Below are 21026 nucleotides of genomic sequence, written 5' to 3' on the forward strand. Positions count from 1 at the left end.
ATAATAGAGAATATTCAAGGAAACCAAGGGGCAAAAAACCTTTTGACCCAACATCACAGTATAGGAAATAATAAAATACACCATATGCAGATATAAGGAGGAACAAGCCATGGATTTAAAAGGACGCGATTTTCTGACATTGAAAGATTTTACACCGGAAGAGATTGCCTATCTGCTGGATCTGTCCGCAGAGCTGAAGGAGAAGAAAAAGAAAGGCATTCCGGTGGATACCCTGCGTGGTAAAAACGTTGCGCTGATTTTTGAGAAAACCAGCACCAGAACCCGCTGTTCCTTCGAGGTAGCTGCACACGATCTCGGTATGGGAACAACGTATCTGGATCCGACCGGTTCCCAGATCGGCAAAAAAGAGAGCATTAAAGATACAGCCCGCGTTCTTGCCGGTATGTATGAGGGAATCGAGTACCGTGGATTCGGCCAGGAGATCGTAGAAGAGCTGGCAAAATATTCCAAAGTCCCGGTATGGAACGGACTGACGAACGAGTACCACCCGACCCAGATGCTCGCCGATATGCTGACAATCCAGGAAGAGTTCGGCCACTTAAAAGGCATCAAACTCGTTTACATGGGCGACGCCCGCTACAATATGGGAAATTCCCTGATGATTGCATCTGCCAAGATGGGAATGGATTTTGTGGCCTGTGCACCGAAGAAATACTTCCCGAACGCAGAGCTTGTGGCTCAGTGTGAGGAGTATGCAAAGGAGAGCGGTGCAACCATCACCCTCACCGAGGATGTAAAAGAGGGAACAAAAGATGCCGATGTTATCTACACCGATGTCTGGGTATCTATGGGTGAGCCGGACAGCGTATGGGAAGAGAGAATCCACGATCTGACTCCGTACCGTGTCACAAAAGAAGCAATGGCAAATGCAAAAGATACCGCCGTATTCCTGCACTGTCTGCCGTCCTTCCACGATCTGAAAACAAAGATTGGAAAAGAGATCCACGACCGCTACGGCCTGAACGAGATGGAAGTAACCGATGAGGTGTTTGAATCTGCGCAGTCGAGAGTATTCGAAGAAGCAGAGAACCGTATGCATACGATCAAAGCAGTTATGGCAGCGACCCTCGGAGCATAAAGTTTTGGGTGGAAAAACCGGAATAGACTGTGTATAATAGAATAACGAAGAAACACGCACAGCAGCGCTGCGGAAAACTCTTCCGCAGCGCTGCTGTTGATTTTTCGAAATGCATAAAGCGTGCTTCTTATAGTTAGAAAGCGACACAGGGAGTGTGAAGATACGATATGCTGGAAAATAAGAGAGCTGAGACGCTGCGCCTTCTGCGGGAATCCGGGAAAAATGTTTCCGGACAGGAGCTGTGTGAACATTTTGGGATTTCCCGCACCGCAGTATGGAAGATGATGAATCAGTTGAAGGAAGAGGGATACGAGATTGAAGCCGTTCAGAATAAGGGATACCGCCTGTTAAACGAGCCGGATCTCGTAACGAAGGATGAGCTGGAAAGCCGCACGCATACGAAATATGTCGGACAGACGGTTTATTATAGCCGCGAGGTGGATTCGACAAACACGTGGGCGAAGCGGTTGGCGGAAGAGGGTGCGCCGAACGGCACCCTGACAACAGCCGAGACGCAGACTGCCGGAAAAGGCCGCCGCGGCAGAGTCTGGAAATCGCCGGAGGGAACCTCTGTTTCGATGTCGATTCTGCTGTACCCGGATCTTGAGCCGGCCAAAGCACCGATGCTGACGATTGTAATGGGACTTGCCGTAGTGCAGGGTGTGCAAAGAGCGCTCGGTGTCGATACGAAAATCAAATGGCCGAACGACGCAGTGCTGAATGGGAAAAAGCTCTGTGGTATCCTGACAGAGATGAGCGCACAGATTGATTATATCAATTATGTTGTCATCGGAACCGGAATCAATGTCAATCAGATGGAATTTCCGGAAGAAATCGCGGAGATTGCGACCTCACTGGCGATAGAAATGGGTCATCCCGTCAACCGGGCGAAAGTGGTCGCAGCAGTGCTGGAGGCATTTGAGGAGGACTATGAAAAATTCCTGGAAGCAGGGGATCTCTCTGAGCTGAAGGAAGCATATGAGGCTGTGCTTGCAAACAAAGATCAGCCGGTGCGTGTACTCGATCCGAAGGAACCGTTCGAGGGCGTTGCACTTGGCATCACGCCGACCGGTGAGCTGCGCGTGCAAAAAGAGGACGGAACGATCGTTGAGGTGCATTCCGGCGAGGTTTCGGTGCGCGGCTTATACAGTTACGTATAGAGAGATCGGAAAAAGGAAGAGAAAGGAAAAATCATGTATTCAGATAATGAAAAAGTAGTGCTCTGCGGAGCAAGTGCATACGAACAGAAATATTATTTTAACCAGGATTTTGCATCCCTGCCACAGTCTGTGCAGGATGAGCTTCATGTTATGTGTGTTATGTTTACGGTGGAAATCGGCGGTATTTTTACCATGTGGTTTGACAGCGACGGAAGTCTGCAGTTTGAGACAGAGGCTGTAGACGCAGATGCGATGTATGACGAGATCGGCGGCGCGCTTCGGATTAAGCAGTATCAGGAAGAAAAAAAGGAGTTGCTGGAATCCCTGGAGCTGTATTACCGTGTCTTCTTCCTCGGTGAGGAGGTGCCGGAGGAGGCGCTGATGGAAGAGGACGGAGAGAAGCCGAATGGAAAATAAGAAACGTACACTGCAAAAGATGCCGCCGCTGAAAATCGGAAACGTGGAGATGCCGAACCCACTCGTGCTTGCACCGATGGCGGGGGTGACGGATCTGCCGTTTCGTGTCCTGTGCAAGGAGCAGGGTGCGGGCCTGATCTGTATGGAAATGGTGAGTGCGAAGGCAATTTTATATAAGAATAAAAATACCGAGGATCTGATGACGATCGATCCGGGTGAGCATCCGGTGTCCCTGCAGCTTTTCGGCAGTGATCCGGAGATTTTGGGGCAGATTGCCGCGGAGATCGAAGAAAGGCCGTTTGATATTCTGGATTTTAACATGGGCTGTCCGGTGCCAAAGGTTGTCAATAACGGCGAAGGCTCGGCCCTTATGAAGGATCCGCATCTGGTGAGGGAAATCGTGACAAGCATGGTAAAGGCAGTGAAAAAGCCTGTAACCGTAAAGATTCGAAAGGGCTTTAACGAAGAATCGGCGAATGCTGTGGAAATTGCGAAGATCCTCGAGGACTGCGGAGTGGCCGCAATTGCGGTTCATGGAAGAACGAGAGCGCAGTTTTATTCCGGAAAAGCAGACTGGGATATCATCCGCCGGGTAAAAGAGGCAGTCTCGATTCCGGTTATCGGAAACGGCGATGTGACAGATGCGGCGAGTGCCGAGGCACTGGTGGAGCAGACCGGCTGTGACGGAATCATGATCGGACGCGGCGCGGAAGGAAATCCGTGGATTTTTAAACAGATTCTTCATTATATGGAAACAGGCGAAACGCTTGCAAGGCCGACCCAGCATGAGGTAAAAGAAATGATGCTCCGCCATGCACGGATGCAGGTGGAATACAAAGGCGGCGCGATCGGCATCCGCGAGATGCGCAAGCATGTTGCATGGTATACGGCAGGCTTTCCGCATTCGGCAAAGCTGCGCGCGGCGATCAATCAGGTGGAGAGCCTGCAGGCGCTGGAACAGATGCTGAATGAGTGGGAACGAGGATAAAAACAAGTCAAAAAGGTACCTATGATATGCCAATATTGATATATCATGGGTGCTTTTTTTATGCTATACTGATAAACAGAGGTATTGGGACAAAAAATACAAAAGAGGGAGTGTAGTGTATGACTATGAAGGAACTTTTCGCACCGTCCGACATGACGGTGGGAAAGCCGTGGGAAAAGATTGTAGCTTTTACAATCCCTATGCTGATCGGCAACATTGCCCAGCAGCTCTACAACACGGTTGACAGTATTGTAATCGGAAAATATGTCGGGGACAATGCGCTTGCGGCAGTTGGAAGCGCCAGCCCGATCTTAAACCTGCTTCTGGTTCTGTTCGTTGGAATTTCCGTCGGCGCCGGCGTCATGGTGTCGCAGTATTTTGGGGCAAAACAAAGAAAAGAGCTTTCGATGACGATCGGAAACTGCGTCACGCTGACAGCAATTTCTTCCATCATTATTATGATTCTGGGAGCCGTCCTCTCAAGACCGCTGCTGGAAATGCTGAAAACACCGGATTCTATCATCGACTGGTGTACCTCGTATCTGGTGATCCTGATGGTGGGCTGTGCCGGCAGTGCGTACTATAACATTCTATGTGGTATCCTTCGCGGACTCGGCGATTCGATTTCGGCGCTGATTTATCTGCTGGTGGCAACGGTCATCAACATTGTATTGGATATTGTATTCGTTTCCCAGTTCCACATGGGTGTTGCCGGAGTTGCATACGCGACCGTGATTGCGCAGGCAATTTCTGCAGTACTCTGCATGTGGCGTCTGATGCGTATGACCGACATTTTTGATTTCAGACCCAAATATCTGAAAATGAAAAAACAGTATTCGATGGAAATTATCCGCCTTGGTCTGCCGTCCGGTATTACCCAGGCGATCTTCTCCATGGCGATGGTTATCGTACAGTCGCTGACCAACAGCTTCGGTGAAATGGTTATCGCCGCGAATGTTATCATCATGCGTGTCGATGGCTTTGCAATGATGCCGAACTTTTCGTTTGGTACCGCGATGACAACGTATGCCGGTCAGAATGTCGGCGCACGCCGTATGGACCGCGTAGAGCAGGGCGCAAAACAGGGAACACTGATTGCAGTCGGAACCTCAACGACCATTACCCTTTTAATTGTTATTTTCGGCCATCATCTGATGGGAATCTTTACGAATACCACAGAGCTCGTAACATTAAGTGCCAATATGATGAAGATCCTTGCGGTCGGCTATATTGCCATGGCAATAACACAGTCGCTTTCCGGCGTCATGCGTGGAGCAGGCGATACGATGACCCCGATGTGGATTTCGATGGTTGTTACCGTTGTAATCCGTGTGCCGCTGGCATACGGTCTGGCCTTTCTGACCAGAACGCCGGAGCTGCCAAACGGACGATATCAGGTACTCTGGATTTCCATGCTGGTAAGCTGGTGCATGGGTGCGCTTCTGACGCTGATTTTCTATAAAAAAGGAAATTGGAAAAAGAAAGCACTGACAGGAAGCTCATCCGAAAAATAAAGGAAAAATAAGAGAAAGATGCAGGAAGGATTTGTGAAAAAGAAAATCTTTCCTGCGTTTCTTTTTTTCTTGACATTCCGTGGGCAATCCTTTATACTACTTTAATTGTTAGGATAGGCGGAGTCTATCCTTATTTCAACCGGGAATACTGAAAATACAGCGCATTTCCGGAGAGTTTACAGAATAAAATCAGATATGACTGGATACAGAAACGATAGAAAGGGTGTATAAAATGGAACAGAAAAAAACGATTCTTACCTATGCCGGCCTGAAAAAACTGGAGGACGAGCTTCATGACCTCAAAGTAAACAAACGTAGAGAAATTGCCGGTAAAATCAAAGAAGCAAGAGAGCAGGGAGACCTTTCCGAGAACGCCGAGTATGATGCAGCAAAAGATGAGCAGCGTGATATCGAGGCAAGAATTGAAGAGATCGAAAAAATCCTGAAAAACGCAGAGGTTGTTGTTGAGGACGAAGTAGATTCCGATAAGATCAATATCGGATGTAAAGTAGACGTACTGGATCTGGAGTATGACGAGGAAATCGAGTTCCAGATCGTTGGCTCCACCGAAGCAAACAGCCTGGAAGGAAAAATTTCCAACGAGTCTCCGGTAGGAAAAGCTCTGATCGGCGCGCACAAGGATGATATTGTCGATGTAGAAACACCGGCCGGAATTATGCAGTACAAAGTACTTTCTATCCAGAGAAATATCTAATAAAATACAAAGAAAAGGGAGTGAAGAGATTGGCACAGCAGACACAGGAACAGGACATTAACCACTTACTGAAGGTTCGCCGCGAGAAACTCGCAGAGCTGCAGCAGAACGGAAGAGACCCGTTCCAGATTACAAAGTTCGATCAGACACATCATTCGCTTGAGGTGAAAGGTCTTTACGAGGTACATGAGACTGAGCTGTTAAAAGACCGCCAGGAGCCGAACGTAGAGGGAATGGATGAGGAGCAGGCGAAAGAAGCTCTTAAAAAGGATTACGAAGAGAGAAGAAATATCATGGACGCAAGCCCGATCCATGTGGCAATTGCAGGGCGTATGATGTTTAAGAGAGTCATGGGCAAGGCATCTTTCTGCAATATCCAGGATTTACAGGGAAACATCCAGGTATACGTTGCAAGAGATGCGATCGGAACAGAGTCTTACGCTGATTTTAAAAAATCGGATATCGGTGATATCTTCGGAGTGGAAGGATTTGCTTTCAGAACAAGAACAGGTGAGATTTCTATCCATGCAGAGAAGGTGACACTCCTCTCCAAGAGCTTACAGATCCTCCCGGAGAAGTTCCACGGTCTGACAGATGTAGATACCCGTTACCGTCAGAGATATGTAGACCTGATCATGAACACAGAGTCTAAAGATACCTTTATCAAGCGTTCCAAGATTCTCAGTGCGATCCGCAAGTACTTAAGCGGAGAAGGATTCATGGAAGTTGAGACTCCAATGCTTGTACAGAACGCAGGTGGAGCAGCAGCAAGACCGTTCGAGACACATTTCAATGCCCTGAACGAAGATCTGAAGCTTCGTATTTCCCTGGAGCTGTACCTGAAGAGACTGATCGTCGGAGGACTCGAGAAGGTATATGAGATCGGACGTGTATTCCGTAATGAGGGTCTTGATACAAGACATAACCCGGAGTTCACTCTGATGGAGCTTTACCAGGCATTTACAGATTACCACGGCATGATGGATCTGACAGAGAACCTGTATCGTTTTGTCGCACAGGAAGTGCTCGGAACGACACAGATCGTATACAAAGGAATCCCGATGGATCTCGGTAAGCCGTTCGAGCGTATCACAATGGTTGACGCAGTGAAGAAGTACGCAGGCGTTGACTGGAATGAAGTTGAGACTCTGGAGCAGGCAAGAGAACTTGCAAAAGAGCATCATATTGAGTTTGAAGAGAGACATAAAAAAGGTGATATCCTGAATCTCTTCTTTGAGGAGTTTGTAGAGGAGCATCTGCTTCAGCCGACGTTCGTTATGGACCACCCGGTTGAGATCTCGCCGCTGACGAAGAAAAAGCCAGAAAATCCGGAATATGTAGAGCGCTTCGAGTTCTTCATGAATGGTTGGGAGATGGCAAATGCTTATTCTGAGCTGAACGATCCGATCGACCAGAGAGAACGTTTTAAAGCCCAGGAAGAACTGCTTGCACAGGGCGATGATGAAGCCAATACAACAGATGAAGACTTCATGAACGCATTGGAGATCGGTATGCCGCCGACCGGTGGTATTGGATTCGGCATTGACCGTATGTGTATGCTTCTGACAGGAGCTGAGGCAATCAGAGACGTGCTGCTCTTCCCGACAATGAAATCACAGGGCGCTGCTAAGAACGAAGCAAACAACGCAGCTCAGTCTGGTGCAGCAGCTCCGGCAGAGACAAAAGTAGCTGAGAAGGTTGATTTCTCCAATGTGAAGATTGAACCAATCTTTGAAGAGATGGTAGATTTCGATACATTTGCAAAATCTGATTTCCGTGCAGTTAAGATTCTGGCTTGTGAAGCAGTTCCGAAATCCAAAAAGCTTCTGAAGTTTGTACTGGATGATGGAGAACGCAAGGATCGCGTGATCTTAAGCGGTATTCATGAGTATTACGAGCCGGAAGAACTGGTTGGTAAGACAGCAATCGCTATCGTGAACCTGCCACCGAGAAAGATGATGGGAATTGATTCCGAGGGTATGCTGATTTCAGCCGTACACGAGGAAGATGGTCACGAGGGACTGAACCTTCTGATGGTAAATGACAGAATCCCAGCAGGTGCTAAGCTCTATTAAGATGATGTAAAGATGTACCGTTTTACCAAATAGACGGGACGTACTTCATTTGATAAAAAACTAAAAAAACAGCGATTTACATTAAACTTACATCAATTGATGCAGAAATCGGTGCAAGCAAGGGAAAATCGCATAATTAGTGCAATGGGTGGGCAATTCCAATCGGAGTTGCCCATTTTCTAAAATGAATGGAAATGCAAATCGATATTTAGCGAGGTAAAGATATATGCTTCATTTAGAAAAAGTAAATGGTAATAATGTCTGGGATATCCTGAAACTGACGGTATCGAAATCGCAGAAGAACTTCGTTGCCACCAATGAGATCAGCATCATTGAAGCGTATACTGCAATTACGGGAAACGGTCATGCATTCCCGTTTGGTATATATGATGAGGATAAGCCTGTAGGCTTCCTGATGATTGGTTTTGATGTTGATGATTATTGGACGGATGCACCTGAAATTGCAAAGGGAAACTATAATCTGTGGCGTCTTATGATCGATAAGGCATATCAAAACAGAGGGTACGGAAAAGAAGCGGTCAGCCTTGCATTAGAGTTCATAAAATCTATGCCTTGTGGAGAAGCGGAATACTGTTGGCTATCATATGAACCCGATAATGCAGTTGCCCGTCAGATGTATCGCTCTTTCGGTTTCGAAGAAACCGGTGAAATGGACGGCGAAGAACTGATCGCTGTTCTGAGACTGCAATTAACAACTTCAAGTTTTTGAAACTGAGAAATAGGAAGTTGTGGAGGTAATTATCAATGAGAAATATTTACGATAATAGTGAATTTTTTGCCGCATATGCGGAAATGGGAAGAAGCAAAGATGGTCTGAAAGCTGCTGGAGAGTGGCATCAGTTGCAACCGTTATTCCCTAAATTACAGGGAAAAAAAGTTTTGGATTTAGGATGTGGTTACGGTTGGCATTGCAAATATGCCGCACAAATGGGAGCTACTGAAATTCTTGGTATTGATAGTAGTCAAAAAATGATTGCAAAAGCAGTAGCTGATAACTCTGATGACAAAATCAAGTATAAAGTTTGCGGTGTTGAAGAATACATTTATCCTGAAAATACTTATGACCTAGTTGTTTCTAACCTGGTACTGCACTATATCGAAAATTTAGCTAATGTTTATCAAAAGGTGTATTGCACATTAAAAGTAGGTGGGTATTTCCTATTCAATATTGAACATCCGACTTTCACCGCAGGTGTTAATGAGGATTGGATTTATGATGAAAATGGGAAACCTAAATATTGGCCAATCGACAATTACTATTACCCAGGCGAAAGAGAAACCAATTTTCTTGGTCAACGAGTAATTAAACAGCACCACACATTAACGCAGATATTGAATCCACTTATAAAATGTGGTTTTCAAATTGAGGCTATTGAGGAAGCAATGCCTCCGGCAGATATGATGGGTATGCCGGGAATGTGTAATGAAATGCGTAGACCTATGATGTTGTTGGTTAAGGTTAAAAAGGTTTAATAAACAACTTCTAGTTTGTAGATGCAAATACATAGTAATTATGGTGTAGGGGACAAGGAATTGTTCCTTGCAAATCGCAATTTATAAAGGAGAATATTGATGAACCTATTTTTATGTTCGCACTTTTCAAGTGTAGGAAGTCTGATAAAGGAAGAAATTGAAAATAAAAAAGTCGCATTTATTCCAACAGCTTCGCTGCGTGAAGGCTACACCGGTTATGTCGGCTCGGCTCGAAAATTATTCAAAAAGTTGGGAGCAATCGTAACTGAAATTGATATTTCAACGGAGGCTTATTCAACGATACAGTCTGTTTTTGAAGATGCGGATGTGATATATTTTACCGGCGGAAATTCTTTTTTCCTTATAGACCAGCTCCGTAAAACGGGAACGGATGAGCTGTTGAAGAAAGAATTGGCAAAGGGAAAACTGATGATTGGTGAATCGGCAGGTGCGATTATATGCGCTCCAAGCATCCAATATATCGAGCAAATGGATGAAAAGCCGGAGGACTACTCACAAGAAGATGATGCAGGGCTTGATTTGATTGATTTCTATGTTCTTCCGCATTATCTTACAGCACCATTTAAGAAAGTTACCGAGAAAATAATGACTGAGTTTTCGGATTTGAATCTATGCCCAATTAACAACCGTCAGGGAATTGTAATTGATGGTGAAGGTTCAAAGGTTATTTGTAAAGACTAATTTGAAAATTCAAGTTTGTCGGACTTACTCTACAATAATCAAAGACCGCTTACATCGTGTAGGCGGTCTCTTTTCTTATTCAGAAATATTTGATTTTGAGCTTTCTTTTCTTGGCTGACATTACCTTGCAGAGAACATTGTCAACCCCGTCGGTATATCTGCCTTGTGCTATCAGGCTGTTCTTTAAACGGATAAGTGATTGTATTACTCTGCCATATTCGTCATCATTAAGATAGATGAAGCACTTGAATTGATGGGCAGGTAGACTATATGTATGGAGAAGCACTTTATAAGCCTGAAATGAAAGAAGGAAATCCTATAAGGTTATATAGTTTGGATGAAATCACGGAGATATTCGGTAAATTAGGACTTCGTATTTGTAACAGCTTTGCTGATTTCAGTGGAAAGCCGAGTTCTGATAATGATATTCAATTGATGGTTTATTCCATGCGAGAATAAAAATAGAGTAGACGAATTATTTAGCAATCTTCATCAAATCTTTATTTTTTTCTGTTAGGTTATATTTCAGTAAGAAATGAAATATGGAAGGAAGGATAGTAAAGATGGAAATGATGTTGCAGACACAAAATTTGTGTAAATATTTTAGAAAACAGAAAGCGGTAAATAATGTTTCACTTAATATCGAAAAGGAACAGATTTATGGACTGCTTGGACCGAATGGTGCGGGAAAATCTACCACATTGAAAATGCTGACTGGTATGATGAAACCAACTGCAGGAAAGATTTACTTTGATGGAAAACTTTTAGATAGGAAAGATTTATCAAAAATAGGAGCGTTAATTGAAAATCCGCCTATTTATGAAAATCTTTCCGCCAGAGAGAATTTGAAGGTAAGACAATTATTGCTTGGTACAGATGAAAACAGAATTGATGAGGTCTTGCAGATTGTATCACTTACAAACACCGGAAAGAAGAAAGCAGGACAGTTTTCTTTGGGGATGAAGCAAAGACTAGGCATTGCAATGGCATTGCTTGGAGAACCGGAACTTTTGATATTGGATGAACCTACGAATGGATTAGATCCAATAGGCATCGAGGAATTACGAGAGCTGATCCGGTCTTTTCCGGAACAGGGAATCACTGTAATTCTCTCCAGTCATATTCTCTCAGAGGTACAGTTACTTGCAGATAAAGTCGGGATTATTTCAGGTGGAATCTTAGGATACGAAGGAGCATTAAAGCAGGGAGATAATCTTGAAGATTTGTTTATGAATGTGGTAAGAAAAAACCAGAAAGCAGGTGAAATCCATGGTTAATATTATAAAAGCAGAACATCAAAAAGCCAAAAGAACCATGCGAAAAAAGTTTATCTGGGGATTTCCTCTTCTTACATTTGTCATGGCATTTATATTTACTCTTGGGATGACAAATGCTTATGCAGAAAGTGTTTGGAACTGGTGGTATACACTTTTGCTGCCGGGGATGATTGCTCTATTTTGTTATCTTTCTGTGGCGCAGGAGAAAAAGATAAAATACTATCATTTAATGACTATTCCCACAGACAGAAGAAAATTGTTGCTGGGGAAAATTATTTATATTGGGTACATGATTTTGTTTTCTAATGTGATTGTGTTTGCAGGAGCAACGCTTGGAGGCTTTCTTCTAACGACACATGTTCCAGTTGGAGGAGCGTTGATTGCAGTATTGTTTCTGACGGTTTCTGAGTTATGGGAGATTCCGGTAGCTTTATTTTTAAGTGAACGATTTGGAATGATTGTAAACCTGTTCGTCTGCCTATTTATTACCGTCAGCGGTGTGGTAATATCACAAACCAGAATCTGGTATGTACTTGTTTCTGCAATCCCTATGCGAATGATGTGCCCGTTGCTTCATGTTTTACCAAATGGACTTGCCGCAGAAGCAGGGAATCCTCTTTTGGATACGGGAGTCATTGTTCCGGGAATGTGTCTCTCAATCATCTGGTTTGTTTTTGTAACGGTTCTGTTTTTGAAATGGTTTGAGAGAAGAGAGGTGAAATAAGATGATTGGAAGATCTCTTAATGCAGACTTGCGAAAGATGAAAGGAACATCTGTGATTCTGGCACACTTACTGATTCCGATTATAACCAGCGTTATATTTTTAATATATTACTTTTTTTCACCATGGAATGAAAATATGAAAGTGATTGCATTTTATCAGGCAATAGGAGCAGGACTTCCGGTACTTATTGGAATTTTTACAGCAAGTGTGATGGAACAGGAACAAAATGCAGGTGATTTTCAAAATCTGTTGTCTTTACCGGATAAACCTGCAGCATTTTTATCGAAACTGTTGATGCTACTGGTTTTGTGTCTGTGCTCTATCCTATTGACAGCAATCATATTCGGAATTGGATTTGGAAGAATCGCATCAAGCGATATCGAAATCATGAAAGGATGTATATTTGCAGCATTGCTGCTGTGGGGAAGCAGTGTTCCACTTTATCTGTGGCAGCTGATTCTGGCTTTTCAGTTTGGAAAAGGGGTATCCATTGGAGCAGGGATTATATCAGGACTAATTAGTGCATTGATGCTTACCGGACTTGGAGATTATGTGTGGAAATATGTATTTGTCTGCTGGACGGGTAGAGTACCATATACTTATCTGCAATCTGTATTGGGAGAAACTAGTGTAGGTGAATGGTTGTCATTCATACCAGGTTGCTTAATATTTACAGGGATTAGTATGGTATACTATTTTTGGTGGGTAAACCACTGGGAAGGAAACAGAATATCGGAATAGAATCGAGGGAAACTATGGCAAAAATACTGGCAGTTGATGATGAACCGGCAATTTTGGAAATGATAGAAAGCATTTTGAATAAGGATGGACATCTGGTTACCAAAGTAAGTAATCCACTAAAAATTAATATGGAAGAATTACATCGTTATGACCTGATTTTACTGGACATTATGATGCCTGGAATTGATGGCTTCGAATTATGCAAAAGAATCAGGGCACTTGTGGATTGTCCGATTTTGTTTCTTACGGCAAAAACGGAGGAAAACAGTCTGGTAAACGGACTTTCTTTAGGAGCAGATGATTATATTTCAAAGCCATTTGGAGTGATGGAACTTCGGGCAAGGATCAATGCACATCTTAGAAGAGAGCACAGGGAACATTCTGTCCGGATGGTTTTAGGGAGAGTCTGCATTCAGATGTCTCAAAAGAAACTGTTGATGGATGATAAAGAACTTCCGTTTACGAAAGCAGAGTACGAAATCTGTGAATTTCTGGCTAAAAACAGAGGACAGGTTTTCTCAAAGGAACAGATATTGGAAGCGGTCTTTGGCTTTGACAATGAGAGTAATGACAGTACTATAATCACGCATATCAAAAATATAAGAGCAAAATTTGCGGATTATGATTATATGCCGATAAAAACAGTCTGGGGGATTGGATATAAATGGGAAGAGTAAAGAGAAGCAATGCACTCAGCAGGATTTTTATGAGATATGTACTGGTCATGCTTGGATCATTAGTTGGTTTGGTGATTGTTGCTTATCTGCTGCTGTGCCTTTTGATTAGTGTGGGCTGTATTTATCCGGCAAATTATGCAGAGCAAAAGATTAATGAAGCATATGATACGATTCTACGTGCAGATAAAGTGACTGCTGAGATGATTCCCGCACTTTGTGATTATGTAATCTTTTCAGAGAATGGAGAGAAAATAGGTGGAGATCTGTCAGAACAATACGAACAGATAGCATGGAATGTTGCAAAGTACGGAAACGCATCCGGGAAATATTTTTATAAAGTAATTGTAAGGGAAAATGAATATGTTGTATTGCAATATCGCCTGACACCTCAATATCATTCAGCTTTTTTGAGGGAGCATTTTATAGGACCACAGAATGTGATGAGTATTATGTCAGTGATTGGAGCGGTAGCGATTATCATCATTCCGTCCATACGTTTTGGAAAAAGAATCAAAAAGCAGATGCAGCCTGTATTAGACGCAATCAGACAAATAAAGGATCAAAATCTGGAATATGAGACATCCTGTTCCGGTATCAAAGAGTTTGATGACTGTTTATCGGCAATCGATGATATGCGAGATGCATTGCGAGAATCTTTAGAAAAGCAGTGGAAAACAGAGCAGGAAAAGAAACAACAGATGTCTGCTTTGGCGCATGATATTAAAACACCTCTTACGATTGTACGGGGAAATGCAGAACTACTTTCAGAGACTGAACTGACCACAGAACAGAAGAATAATATCACTTATGTTTTGAACGGCACAACACAGATACAAAGTTATGTAAAACAGTTGATAGATGTCACAAAATCATGGAATTGCAGTGATGTTACCTATACAACGGTGAGGTTAGAAGATTTTTTCGCAGATATAAAGGAACAGGCACTCGGACTGGTAGAAATCTATCACCAGAAAATAGATTGGAAGGCGGGACAAAGTGATAAAAAGGTAACGATTGCTTATGATCCAATGTTCCGAGCCGTAATGAATGTGATTCAGAATGCAGTGGAGCATACAAAAGAAAATGGAATCATTTATATTGACGCAAAGGAGCAGGATGGCCGGCTGACATTCATTGTGGAGGATAGCGGATCAGGATTTACAAAAGAAGCATTATTGCATGGCACAGAGCAGTTTTTTATGGATGACACAAGTAGAAATGGCGAAGCCCATTATGGGATGGGACTATTTTTTGCAAAAACTGTGGCTGAAAAATATGGTGGAGGTATTAAACTTTCGAATTCTGAAAATACAGGTGGGGCGAGGGTAGAAATATTTTTCCTGAGTAGTCAGGAAACAAGCTAAATGAAAAGTCTAATCCCCCAGCATAGCTGGGGGATTAGACTTTTCATTTATACGGATATTCGCAAACTACAAGATAAAGCCAAAACTTCATATACTCTAACAGTTAGCGAAAGATGCCAGAGCAGTATACCATGTCAAACGAATTGTGTTAGTTAATTTGGATCTTATTGATGAATATCTGGAAGCATTCCGTGATGAAGAATTTTGATGAAAGAACAGGAGGAACAACTATTCCTCGAAAATTGAGAATTACATATGTTCAATTCTTTGTATTAGGTATATATTTTGAAAAGTTATCCGGTTATACTGACAATATCAAAAGGCAGAACTGTTAGAATGAGGTGAGCAGATGGATACAGCACAGAGAATAAGGATAATTCGGATGATTGAAAAAATAGAGAAGAACCCAGAATTCAGTAGTAAAATCGGTGTGAGAAATACATCTGAGTTTATATCAAGTAAACAATCAAAAAAATGAATGATTCAAATCATAACAGGAGTCAGAAGGAGTAGAATATGTTATCGTTATTATTTGCTATATGCATGATTTGGTTTATTGGAAAATTTTTTATATTTGGTGTAAAAGCATCCTGGGGAATCTTAAAGCTGCTCTGTACAGTTGTATTTTTCCCGGTGATTTTGATAGGAATGGTTGTTGGCGGACTGATTTATATTGCACTTCCATTGTTGATCATCGGCGGAATCATTGCACTTATATCATCTAACTCATAAAAATACGAGGAGGGAAGAAATTATGGGATATGATATAGAAAAAGAGAAACGAGAAGCGATTGAAGCAGGACAACGTGCGTTAAGTAGTCTTCGGACAGCAAAAGAGAACCTGAACAGTGCAAAGAATTGGGGCTTGGTGGATATGTTTGGCGGTGGATTCTTTTCTACGATGTTGAAACACTCCAAGATGGATCAGGCAAGACAAAATATGGAACAGGCGAAATATGATCTTCGTAATTTCAGTAGGGAATTAAATGATGTGAACGTGGCTTGTAATTTAAACATCAATACTGGAGACTTCTTATCCTTTGCAGATTATTTTTTTGATGGATTTGTTGTGGATTGGATGGTGCAGGATCGAATCAATAATGCCAGACATCAGGTGGAAGAAGCTATCCGCAGAACGGAATACATCATAAACCAGTTACAGCATATGTAAAGGAAAGAGGCAGTGAACCATAAATAGGTTCGCTGCCTTGTTTTTTCATACTTATTTCTGTTTCTTTTTTTCTTCTCTGAGCAATTCGATGTTTAGTCCCTGCTCTCCGGCTGTTTTATCAACCCAGAGATTCAGAGAATCTATTGCCAGAGAAATTTCATCCAGTTTGTTGCTGATAAAAGCAAAATCCTTGATCTCATCATCACTGATCTTACCGTCACGGGCAATCTGGATCAGACGTGTGGTAAGAGGATTAATCTCATTCAGACTGGCAATGGTTTCCAGGATTATATTGGACAAGTCAGAAACTTCGACTTCCGGGACATAACGGTGACCGATTTCGCATTTATGAGAGCAGTAATAATTGCAGAGATCTGGTCGCCCGTAAGCGTCTGCCATCTGGATAATATCATAAGGTGTAGGTTCCTGCATTTCATATTCAAATTTTTCAATTTTAGAATCAGAAACAGCAGTCATTTTTTCGCTGGCTTCTAATCTGGTAAGACCGGCTTCTTCCCGGCAAATCTGATAAATTGTTTTATTTTCTCTTGTAGATTGTTTCCCCATGAGAATAACCTCCCCGTATATCGCCGAACATGAGAATTATCAGGTGTTAAGTCCACATGCTGTGCGTGTATTTTCTTTATAGATTTTATTATACTTGAAGCATCAGTAAACAACAAGTGCATTGTTGATACGGAATTATGAAAGGAAGAAAAAACATGAGGAAAACTAGAAGTGATTGTAGAGTAGGAACATTTGAAAAGAAGCATGGTCTTCCACCGGGGACTATTAGAAACAAAAATGGAAGAGATACCAGAAGTGACAAAAAAATTGGCACCATTCGCAAAGAAGCAAAGTAGGAACATAATCATGGAAAAGAAAATAAGAAAAAGATATCATTCAGAAGAAGCTGTAAAAAAAGCGTTAAAAATTGAATCATTTCGAAATTTAACAAAGGATAAAGTGATGGAGTTTACATCTATGATTCCATATATGGAAAAGGAAGTGGCGCTTGAAATAATAAAGCAGTTCCCAGTATATGTAGAGTTTGTGGAATCAGCAATAGAAAATTATACACAGTTATGCAAAACAATTTTAGAAACAAATAAAGAAGAATATGAACAAGCAGTTCATGCACATCAGTATGTTCTTGAGACCTTCGCAAATCAGCTGGAACAAGAAAACTTAACAGAGGAGGAAAGAAGGGAATTTTCTGAAAAAATGATGGAAGAAGCTGATAAAATAACGGAATTATATTTACAGCAGCAGAAATTTCATGAGCGAGTGTTCAAGACGATTGGGGGAGTTGTAACATTAGCTTTGGGAGTGACGGTAACAATGTTAGGTTTAAAAGCAATTGGTAGCGATGAAGATTTACCTCAACTAGATGATGAGAATCAGAATGTTGCATAATAGCTTTATCTATAATTGAAAACAACAGGATGGAAAGGCTCAGGAAAAAGTATTCTGGGCCTTTTGTCTTAGAAGGATAGCAGTATAAAAGAGCAGGGATTTTTATACCCCACCTATTGATATACACTGTAACCATCAAAGAAGATTAAATCATAAAATTCAAAGAAATGGAGGAGTTGGCAATGAAAGGTTTTAACACTGGTGATGGTTACATGGGATTGGAGACTGTGAGAAAAAGTCTGTAACACTTTTTCTATGCGAACCCTACAAAAATATTAGAAGAATAACGTATGCAAAACTTCCTGTTTGCCAACTTGCCCTTTGAGAGAGGAAAAATCCTTTTCTCAAAGGGCTTTTTTGTTTATACGGATATTCGCAAACTTACAAGATAAAGCTAAAATTTCATATACTCTAAGCACAAGGAGGTTGAGGTTTATGAGCCAAACAGCACAGTGTCTAAGGCATATAAGCCACGAACCTGGTATACATTCTGCCAAAGGGGAACAATGACGCAGGGTATCTGTAAATTAAAAAATAATGAAAAGAAGAATAAAAAAATACAACACGAAAGGATGCGTCAAGGTAATGCAAGAATTATCGTGATACATCCTTTTGTATTTGGATTGAGTATTTTTCTTTCCCTGCTTGTCAAAAGTAATGGATGGAATGTATAATATTGTTAATGATCCAGAGATATTTATTTTGGAAACAGCTTAATCAATTTGGAGGTATAAAATGAAAGCACATAAGTATTGGTCAATCGGAGCGTTAATTACTATGATTGGAACTTTTTATACTGGATATAAAGGATCCAAATCAGGTCATAGGTATTTTGCGTGTAGCACTCTTATATGTATGATCATGTCTATGTATACGGGACATAAAATGATTTCAGGTAATAAAAGAATAAGAAAACAGGTGGAAAATACAAAAGCGGAGGAATAGTAAATGTTAGAGTTAGGAAAAAAAGCACCGGACTTTGAATTGCCGGATCAGAATGGAGAAATGCATAAATTAAGCGATTATGCAGGAAAAAAAGTGATCTTATATTTTTATCCAAAGGATAATACACCAGGATGTACGAAGCAGGCATGTGGCTTTTCTGAGCGTTATCCACAGTTTACTGAGAAGGGAGCTGTTATTCTCGGAGTAAGCAAGGACTCTGTAGCGTCTCACAAGAGATTTGAAGAAAAATACGGACTGGCATTTACGCTATTAGCAGATCCGGAGCGTAAAGTTATTGAAGCATATGATGTCTGGAAAGAAAAGAAAAATTATGGAAAAGTATCTATGGGTGTAGTAAGAACTACATATCTTATTGATGAGCAGGGAATCATTATAAAGGCAAATGATAAAGTCAAGGCGGCAGATGATCCTGAAAATATGCTTAAGGAATTGGCATAATGAAGATTATTTTATCACCTGCAAAAAAGATGATTGTAGATACCGATAACTTAGCACCGGTTGAACTGCCTGTCTATATTGATAAGACAGCAGAAGTATTAAACTGGATGAAAAGCAAATCAAAAGAAGAACTGAAAGCTATCTGGAAATGTAATGACAAGATTGCAGAGCAGAACTTTAACAGATTGGAAAATATGGATCTTTATAACAGGCTTACTCCGGCTGTTTTAGCATATGAAGGGATTGCATTTCAATATATGGCACCATCTGTGTTTGAAATCCAGCAGTTTGAGTATTTGCAAAATCATTTAAGAATCTTGTCCGCGTTTTATGGCATTTTAAAACCAATGGATGGTGTGACTCCTTATCGTCTTGAAATGCAGGCAAAGGTTGGAATTGGAGATGCAAAAAATCTGTATGAGTACTGGGGAGAATTGTTATACCGCTCAATAATCGATGACAGGAGGATTATCATTAATCTTGCATCAAAAGAATACTCAAAATGTATAGAAAAGTATCTGACATCACAGGACAGATATATTACGATTGTATTTTGTGAGTTATCCGGAGATAAATTGGTAACAAAAGGTACCTATGCCAAGATGGCTCGTGGTGAAATGGTCAGATTCATAGCGGAAAATAATATTGAAAATCCGGTGGAGATTCAGAAATTTGACAGACTCGGATATTCATTTAGGTCTGATTTATCTTCAGATTCAGAATATGTATTTGAACGCAAAATAAAATAGTTATTCAGGTAAAAGATGCTCAGTTTGACAGTTTTTATAATAATGAGAATTATTACTATTTTTATTGACAGCAGGATGATGGTGATATATAATCCTTATTAAGAACTAATCCTAATAAGGAGGACGAATGACAAGTAGGAGAAATACCATTCAAAAAGATCTCGTAAGAAATACCGTATACGAAATGAGAAGACACGTTACGGCAAATGAAGTGTATGAATTTATAAAAGAAGCATATCCAACAATTGGAAAAGGAACTGTATATAGAAATCTTGATATATTGGTAGAGGAAGGTGCATTAAGAAAGGTTGAAGTTCCGAATGGACCGAACCGATTTGATTTTACATTGAAAAATCATTACCATGTAAGATGTATAAAGTGCGGTGAAATTTTTGATGTGGATATGGATCAAATACCGGATTTGCTGGAAAGAATTCATAACACTCATGGAATTGAATTTGTGGATTATGATATTTCATTTAAAGGCATTTGCCCGAAATGCAGGGAGAAGGTAAAGGAGGAACAGCATGGATAGGAAAGCAATGTATAAGTTGAGTTATGGACTGTTTATATTGACCGCTAAAGAAGCAGAAAAAGATAACGGATGCATCATTAATACAGCCATTCAGGCAGCTTCGGAACCAAACCAGTTAAGTATCTGTGTAAATAAGGCAAATTATACGCATGATATGATTCAAAGAACCGGAAAATTTACTGTATCGGTCTTAAGTCAGAAGGCACAATTTGAATTGTTTAAACATTTTGGCTTCCAATCAGGAAGAGATACCAATAAGTTTGAAGCCTTTGAGCAGTGTGTCAGGGGCACAAATGGTATTTATTATATTACAGAAGGTACAAATGCATACATTTCTGTGACAGTTACTAAAACAGAGGACTTGGGTTCACATACGATGTTTATCGGTGAGATAACCGATATGGAAGTTTTAAGCAATGTTCCTTCAGTAACATATGATTATTATCAGAATAATATTAAGCCTAAGCCACAGGAGGTTGGAAAAACAGAGGACAGTCAGACAATATGGCGTTGCAGAATTTGCGGATATGAATATGTAGGCGAGGAATTACCAGATGACTTTATATGTCCTTTGTGCAAGCACCCGGCATCAGATTTTGAAAAAGTAGTAAAGAAACGGAGGTAAAAGAGATGGCGGCAAACGAATATGCAGGAACACAGACAGAGAAGAATTTACAGGAGGCATTTGCAGGGGAATCACAGGCAAGAAATAAGTATACCTATTTTGCTTCTGTAGCGAAAAAGGAAGGTTAGTATAAGAAGGTATGATGGTATGAAGATATTAGTAATTCCTGATGTTCATC

Annotated in this window: 25 protein-coding genes and 2 pseudogenes; 26 read left to right on the plus strand and 1 reads right to left on the minus strand. The window is 41.3% G+C overall.

Annotated features, from left to right (window positions below):
* The first annotated feature begins 109 nt into the window (after positions 1-109).
* From argF to DWX00_RS14145, 19 genes and pseudogenes are all read left to right on the plus strand, one after another.
* Positions 110-1099, plus strand: a complete 990-nt coding sequence (gene argF / locus DWX00_RS14055; protein WP_118595568.1) for an ornithine carbamoyltransferase — start codon at positions 110-112, stop codon at positions 1097-1099.
* Between the two features lie 167 nt (positions 1100-1266).
* Positions 1267-2259 (plus strand): biotin--[acetyl-CoA-carboxylase] ligase, encoded by a 993-nt coding sequence (locus DWX00_RS14060; RefSeq protein WP_118595569.1) that lies wholly within the window; start codon positions 1267-1269, stop codon positions 2257-2259.
* 33 nt (positions 2260-2292) lie between these two features.
* Positions 2293-2676, plus strand: coding sequence for a DUF6145 family protein (locus tag DWX00_RS14065; protein ID WP_117510128.1), 384 nt, complete (start codon positions 2293-2295; stop codon positions 2674-2676).
* Positions 2666-3664 (plus strand): tRNA dihydrouridine synthase DusB, encoded by a 999-nt coding sequence (gene dusB / locus DWX00_RS14070; protein WP_243002119.1) that lies wholly within the window; start codon positions 2666-2668, stop codon positions 3662-3664. Before DWX00_RS14065 ends, dusB begins: the two co-directional genes overlap by 11 nt.
* A 119-nt stretch (positions 3665-3783) precedes the next feature.
* Positions 3784-5178: an MATE family efflux transporter gene (locus DWX00_RS14075; protein ID WP_117805257.1), complete on the plus strand. Its 1395-nt coding sequence runs from the start codon at positions 3784-3786 to the stop codon at positions 5176-5178.
* 232 nt (positions 5179-5410) lie between these two features.
* Positions 5411-5893, plus strand: a complete 483-nt coding sequence (gene greA / locus DWX00_RS14080) for a transcription elongation factor GreA (protein WP_022461080.1) — start codon at positions 5411-5413, stop codon at positions 5891-5893.
* Between the two features lie 29 nt (positions 5894-5922).
* A complete protein-coding gene (gene lysS / locus DWX00_RS14085; RefSeq protein WP_118595570.1) occupies positions 5923-7968 on the plus strand; it encodes a lysine--tRNA ligase in 2046 nt (681 codons plus the stop codon).
* A gap of 226 nt (positions 7969-8194) precedes the next feature.
* Positions 8195-8698, plus strand: coding sequence for a GNAT family N-acetyltransferase (locus DWX00_RS14090; RefSeq protein ID WP_022461045.1), 504 nt, complete (start codon positions 8195-8197; stop codon positions 8696-8698).
* 35 nt (positions 8699-8733) lie between these two features.
* Positions 8734-9462 (plus strand): class I SAM-dependent methyltransferase, encoded by a 729-nt coding sequence (locus DWX00_RS14095; protein ID WP_055225707.1) that lies wholly within the window; start codon positions 8734-8736, stop codon positions 9460-9462.
* A gap of 99 nt (positions 9463-9561) precedes the next feature.
* On the plus strand, positions 9562-10164 hold the full coding sequence (locus DWX00_RS14100; RefSeq protein WP_055225706.1) for a Type 1 glutamine amidotransferase-like domain-containing protein: 603 nt from the start codon (positions 9562-9564) through the stop codon (positions 10162-10164).
* 270 nt (positions 10165-10434) lie between these two features.
* On the plus strand, positions 10435-10623 hold the full coding sequence (locus tag DWX00_RS14110) for a hypothetical protein (RefSeq protein WP_118595571.1): 189 nt from the start codon (positions 10435-10437) through the stop codon (positions 10621-10623).
* A 104-nt stretch (positions 10624-10727) separates the two neighbouring features.
* Positions 10728-11441: a lantibiotic protection ABC transporter ATP-binding protein gene (locus tag DWX00_RS14115; RefSeq protein ID WP_117854318.1), complete on the plus strand. Its 714-nt coding sequence runs from the start codon at positions 10728-10730 to the stop codon at positions 11439-11441.
* Complete coding sequence (locus DWX00_RS14120) at positions 11434-12165, plus strand: lantibiotic immunity ABC transporter MutE/EpiE family permease subunit (RefSeq protein ID WP_004853398.1); 732 nt, start codon at positions 11434-11436, stop codon at positions 12163-12165. The genes DWX00_RS14115 and DWX00_RS14120 overlap by 8 nt, the downstream gene beginning before the upstream one ends.
* A gap of 1 nt (position 12166) precedes the next feature.
* Positions 12167-12907, plus strand: coding sequence for a lantibiotic immunity ABC transporter MutG family permease subunit (locus DWX00_RS14125; protein WP_005330844.1), 741 nt, complete (start codon positions 12167-12169; stop codon positions 12905-12907).
* Positions 12908-12921: 14 nt separating this feature from the next.
* The gene (locus DWX00_RS14130; RefSeq protein ID WP_015512795.1) at positions 12922-13584 is read left to right on the plus strand and encodes a response regulator transcription factor; all 663 of its coding nucleotides are present in this window, start codon (positions 12922-12924) and stop codon (positions 13582-13584) included.
* Positions 13572-14948: a sensor histidine kinase gene (locus DWX00_RS14135; protein ID WP_055267396.1), complete on the plus strand. Its 1377-nt coding sequence runs from the start codon at positions 13572-13574 to the stop codon at positions 14946-14948. Before DWX00_RS14130 ends, DWX00_RS14135 begins: the two co-directional genes overlap by 13 nt.
* Before the next feature lie 112 nt (positions 14949-15060).
* Positions 15061-15156: pseudogene (locus tag DWX00_RS20205) on the plus strand (DUF6462 family protein); the annotation flags it as partial.
* 308 nt (positions 15157-15464) lie between these two features.
* Positions 15465-15680 carry a hypothetical protein gene (locus tag DWX00_RS14140; protein ID WP_055221652.1) on the plus strand — a complete coding sequence of 72 codons (216 nt, stop codon included), beginning with the start codon at positions 15465-15467 and terminating at the stop codon, positions 15678-15680.
* Positions 15681-15702: 22 nt separating this feature from the next.
* Positions 15703-16119: a hypothetical protein gene (locus DWX00_RS14145; RefSeq protein ID WP_055225697.1), complete on the plus strand. Its 417-nt coding sequence runs from the start codon at positions 15703-15705 to the stop codon at positions 16117-16119.
* A gap of 51 nt (positions 16120-16170) precedes the next feature.
* Here the strand turns inward: DWX00_RS14145 and DWX00_RS14150 are convergent, their stop codons facing one another.
* Positions 16171-16686: a helix-turn-helix domain-containing protein gene (locus tag DWX00_RS14150; protein WP_055182202.1), complete on the minus strand. Its 516-nt coding sequence runs from the start codon at positions 16684-16686 to the stop codon at positions 16171-16173.
* A 192-nt stretch (positions 16687-16878) separates the two neighbouring features.
* Between DWX00_RS14150 and DWX00_RS14155 the strand changes: the two genes are divergently transcribed.
* From DWX00_RS14155 to DWX00_RS14185, 7 genes and pseudogenes are all read left to right on the plus strand, one after another.
* A complete protein-coding gene (locus DWX00_RS14155; RefSeq protein ID WP_172680796.1) occupies positions 16879-17535 on the plus strand; it encodes a hypothetical protein in 657 nt (218 codons plus the stop codon).
* Between the two features lie 735 nt (positions 17536-18270).
* The gene (locus tag DWX00_RS20210; protein ID WP_118595572.1) at positions 18271-18480 is read left to right on the plus strand and encodes a DUF6219 family protein; all 210 of its coding nucleotides are present in this window, start codon (positions 18271-18273) and stop codon (positions 18478-18480) included.
* Positions 18481-18483: 3 nt separating this feature from the next.
* Positions 18484-18939 carry a thioredoxin-dependent thiol peroxidase gene (gene bcp, locus DWX00_RS14165; protein WP_021737556.1) on the plus strand — a complete coding sequence of 152 codons (456 nt, stop codon included), beginning with the start codon at positions 18484-18486 and terminating at the stop codon, positions 18937-18939.
* Complete coding sequence (yaaA, locus tag DWX00_RS14170) at positions 18939-19688, plus strand: peroxide stress protein YaaA (RefSeq protein ID WP_055267392.1); 750 nt, start codon at positions 18939-18941, stop codon at positions 19686-19688. The genes bcp and yaaA overlap by 1 nt, the downstream gene beginning before the upstream one ends.
* Before the next feature lie 127 nt (positions 19689-19815).
* Positions 19816-20223, plus strand: coding sequence for a Fur family transcriptional regulator (locus DWX00_RS14175; protein ID WP_055225693.1), 408 nt, complete (start codon positions 19816-19818; stop codon positions 20221-20223).
* A complete protein-coding gene (locus DWX00_RS14180) occupies positions 20216-20848 on the plus strand; it encodes a flavin reductase (protein WP_118595573.1) in 633 nt (210 codons plus the stop codon). Before DWX00_RS14175 ends, DWX00_RS14180 begins: the two co-directional genes overlap by 8 nt.
* Before the next feature lie 5 nt (positions 20849-20853).
* Positions 20854-20973 (plus strand): annotated as a pseudogene (locus DWX00_RS14185) (ferritin family protein); the annotation flags it as partial.
* Positions 20974-21026 lie beyond the last annotated feature (53 nt).

The organism is Blautia sp. AF17-9LB, from assembly GCF_003479185.1.
GTDB classification, from domain to species: Bacteria; Bacillota; Clostridia; order Lachnospirales; family Lachnospiraceae; genus Fusicatenibacter; species Fusicatenibacter saccharivorans.

What these genes read in the sequence shown, in the direction of transcription:
- argF (WP_118595568.1), top strand. Translation starts at nt 110, where the DNA reads ATGGATTTAAAAGGACGCGATTTTCTGACATTGAAAGATTTTACACCG.
- DWX00_RS14060 (WP_118595569.1), top strand. Translation starts at nt 1,267, where the DNA reads ATGCTGGAAAATAAGAGAGCTGAGACGCTGCGCCTTCTGCGGGAATCC.
- DWX00_RS14065 (WP_117510128.1), top strand. Translation starts at nt 2,293, where the DNA reads ATGTATTCAGATAATGAAAAAGTAGTGCTCTGCGGAGCAAGTGCATAC.
- dusB (WP_243002119.1), top strand. Translation starts at nt 2,666, where the DNA reads ATGGAAAATAAGAAACGTACACTGCAAAAGATGCCGCCGCTGAAAATC.
- DWX00_RS14075 (WP_117805257.1), top strand. Translation starts at nt 3,784, where the DNA reads ATGACTATGAAGGAACTTTTCGCACCGTCCGACATGACGGTGGGAAAG.
- greA (WP_022461080.1), top strand. Translation starts at nt 5,411, where the DNA reads ATGGAACAGAAAAAAACGATTCTTACCTATGCCGGCCTGAAAAAACTG.
- DWX00_RS14090 (WP_022461045.1), top strand. Translation starts at nt 8,195, where the DNA reads ATGCTTCATTTAGAAAAAGTAAATGGTAATAATGTCTGGGATATCCTG.
- DWX00_RS14095 (WP_055225707.1), top strand. Translation starts at nt 8,734, where the DNA reads ATGAGAAATATTTACGATAATAGTGAATTTTTTGCCGCATATGCGGAA.
- DWX00_RS14100 (WP_055225706.1), top strand. Translation starts at nt 9,562, where the DNA reads ATGAACCTATTTTTATGTTCGCACTTTTCAAGTGTAGGAAGTCTGATA.
- DWX00_RS14110 (WP_118595571.1), top strand. Translation starts at nt 10,435, where the DNA reads ATGTATGGAGAAGCACTTTATAAGCCTGAAATGAAAGAAGGAAATCCT.
- DWX00_RS14115 (WP_117854318.1), top strand. Translation starts at nt 10,728, where the DNA reads ATGGAAATGATGTTGCAGACACAAAATTTGTGTAAATATTTTAGAAAA.
- DWX00_RS14120 (WP_004853398.1), top strand. Translation starts at nt 11,434, where the DNA reads ATGGTTAATATTATAAAAGCAGAACATCAAAAAGCCAAAAGAACCATG.
- DWX00_RS14125 (WP_005330844.1), top strand. Translation starts at nt 12,167, where the DNA reads ATGATTGGAAGATCTCTTAATGCAGACTTGCGAAAGATGAAAGGAACA.
- DWX00_RS14130 (WP_015512795.1), top strand. Translation starts at nt 12,922, where the DNA reads ATGGCAAAAATACTGGCAGTTGATGATGAACCGGCAATTTTGGAAATG.
- DWX00_RS14135 (WP_055267396.1), top strand. Translation starts at nt 13,572, where the DNA reads ATGGGAAGAGTAAAGAGAAGCAATGCACTCAGCAGGATTTTTATGAGA.
- DWX00_RS14140 (WP_055221652.1), top strand. Translation starts at nt 15,465, where the DNA reads ATGTTATCGTTATTATTTGCTATATGCATGATTTGGTTTATTGGAAAA.
- DWX00_RS14145 (WP_055225697.1), top strand. Translation starts at nt 15,703, where the DNA reads ATGGGATATGATATAGAAAAAGAGAAACGAGAAGCGATTGAAGCAGGA.
- DWX00_RS14150 (WP_055182202.1), bottom strand. Translation starts at nt 16,686, where the DNA reads ATGGGGAAACAATCTACAAGAGAAAATAAAACAATTTATCAGATTTGC.
- DWX00_RS20210 (WP_118595572.1), top strand. Translation starts at nt 18,271, where the DNA reads ATGAAAGCACATAAGTATTGGTCAATCGGAGCGTTAATTACTATGATT.
- bcp (WP_021737556.1), top strand. Translation starts at nt 18,484, where the DNA reads ATGTTAGAGTTAGGAAAAAAAGCACCGGACTTTGAATTGCCGGATCAG.
- yaaA (WP_055267392.1), top strand. Translation starts at nt 18,939, where the DNA reads ATGAAGATTATTTTATCACCTGCAAAAAAGATGATTGTAGATACCGAT.
- DWX00_RS14175 (WP_055225693.1), top strand. Translation starts at nt 19,816, where the DNA reads ATGACAAGTAGGAGAAATACCATTCAAAAAGATCTCGTAAGAAATACC.
- DWX00_RS14180 (WP_118595573.1), top strand. Translation starts at nt 20,216, where the DNA reads ATGGATAGGAAAGCAATGTATAAGTTGAGTTATGGACTGTTTATATTG.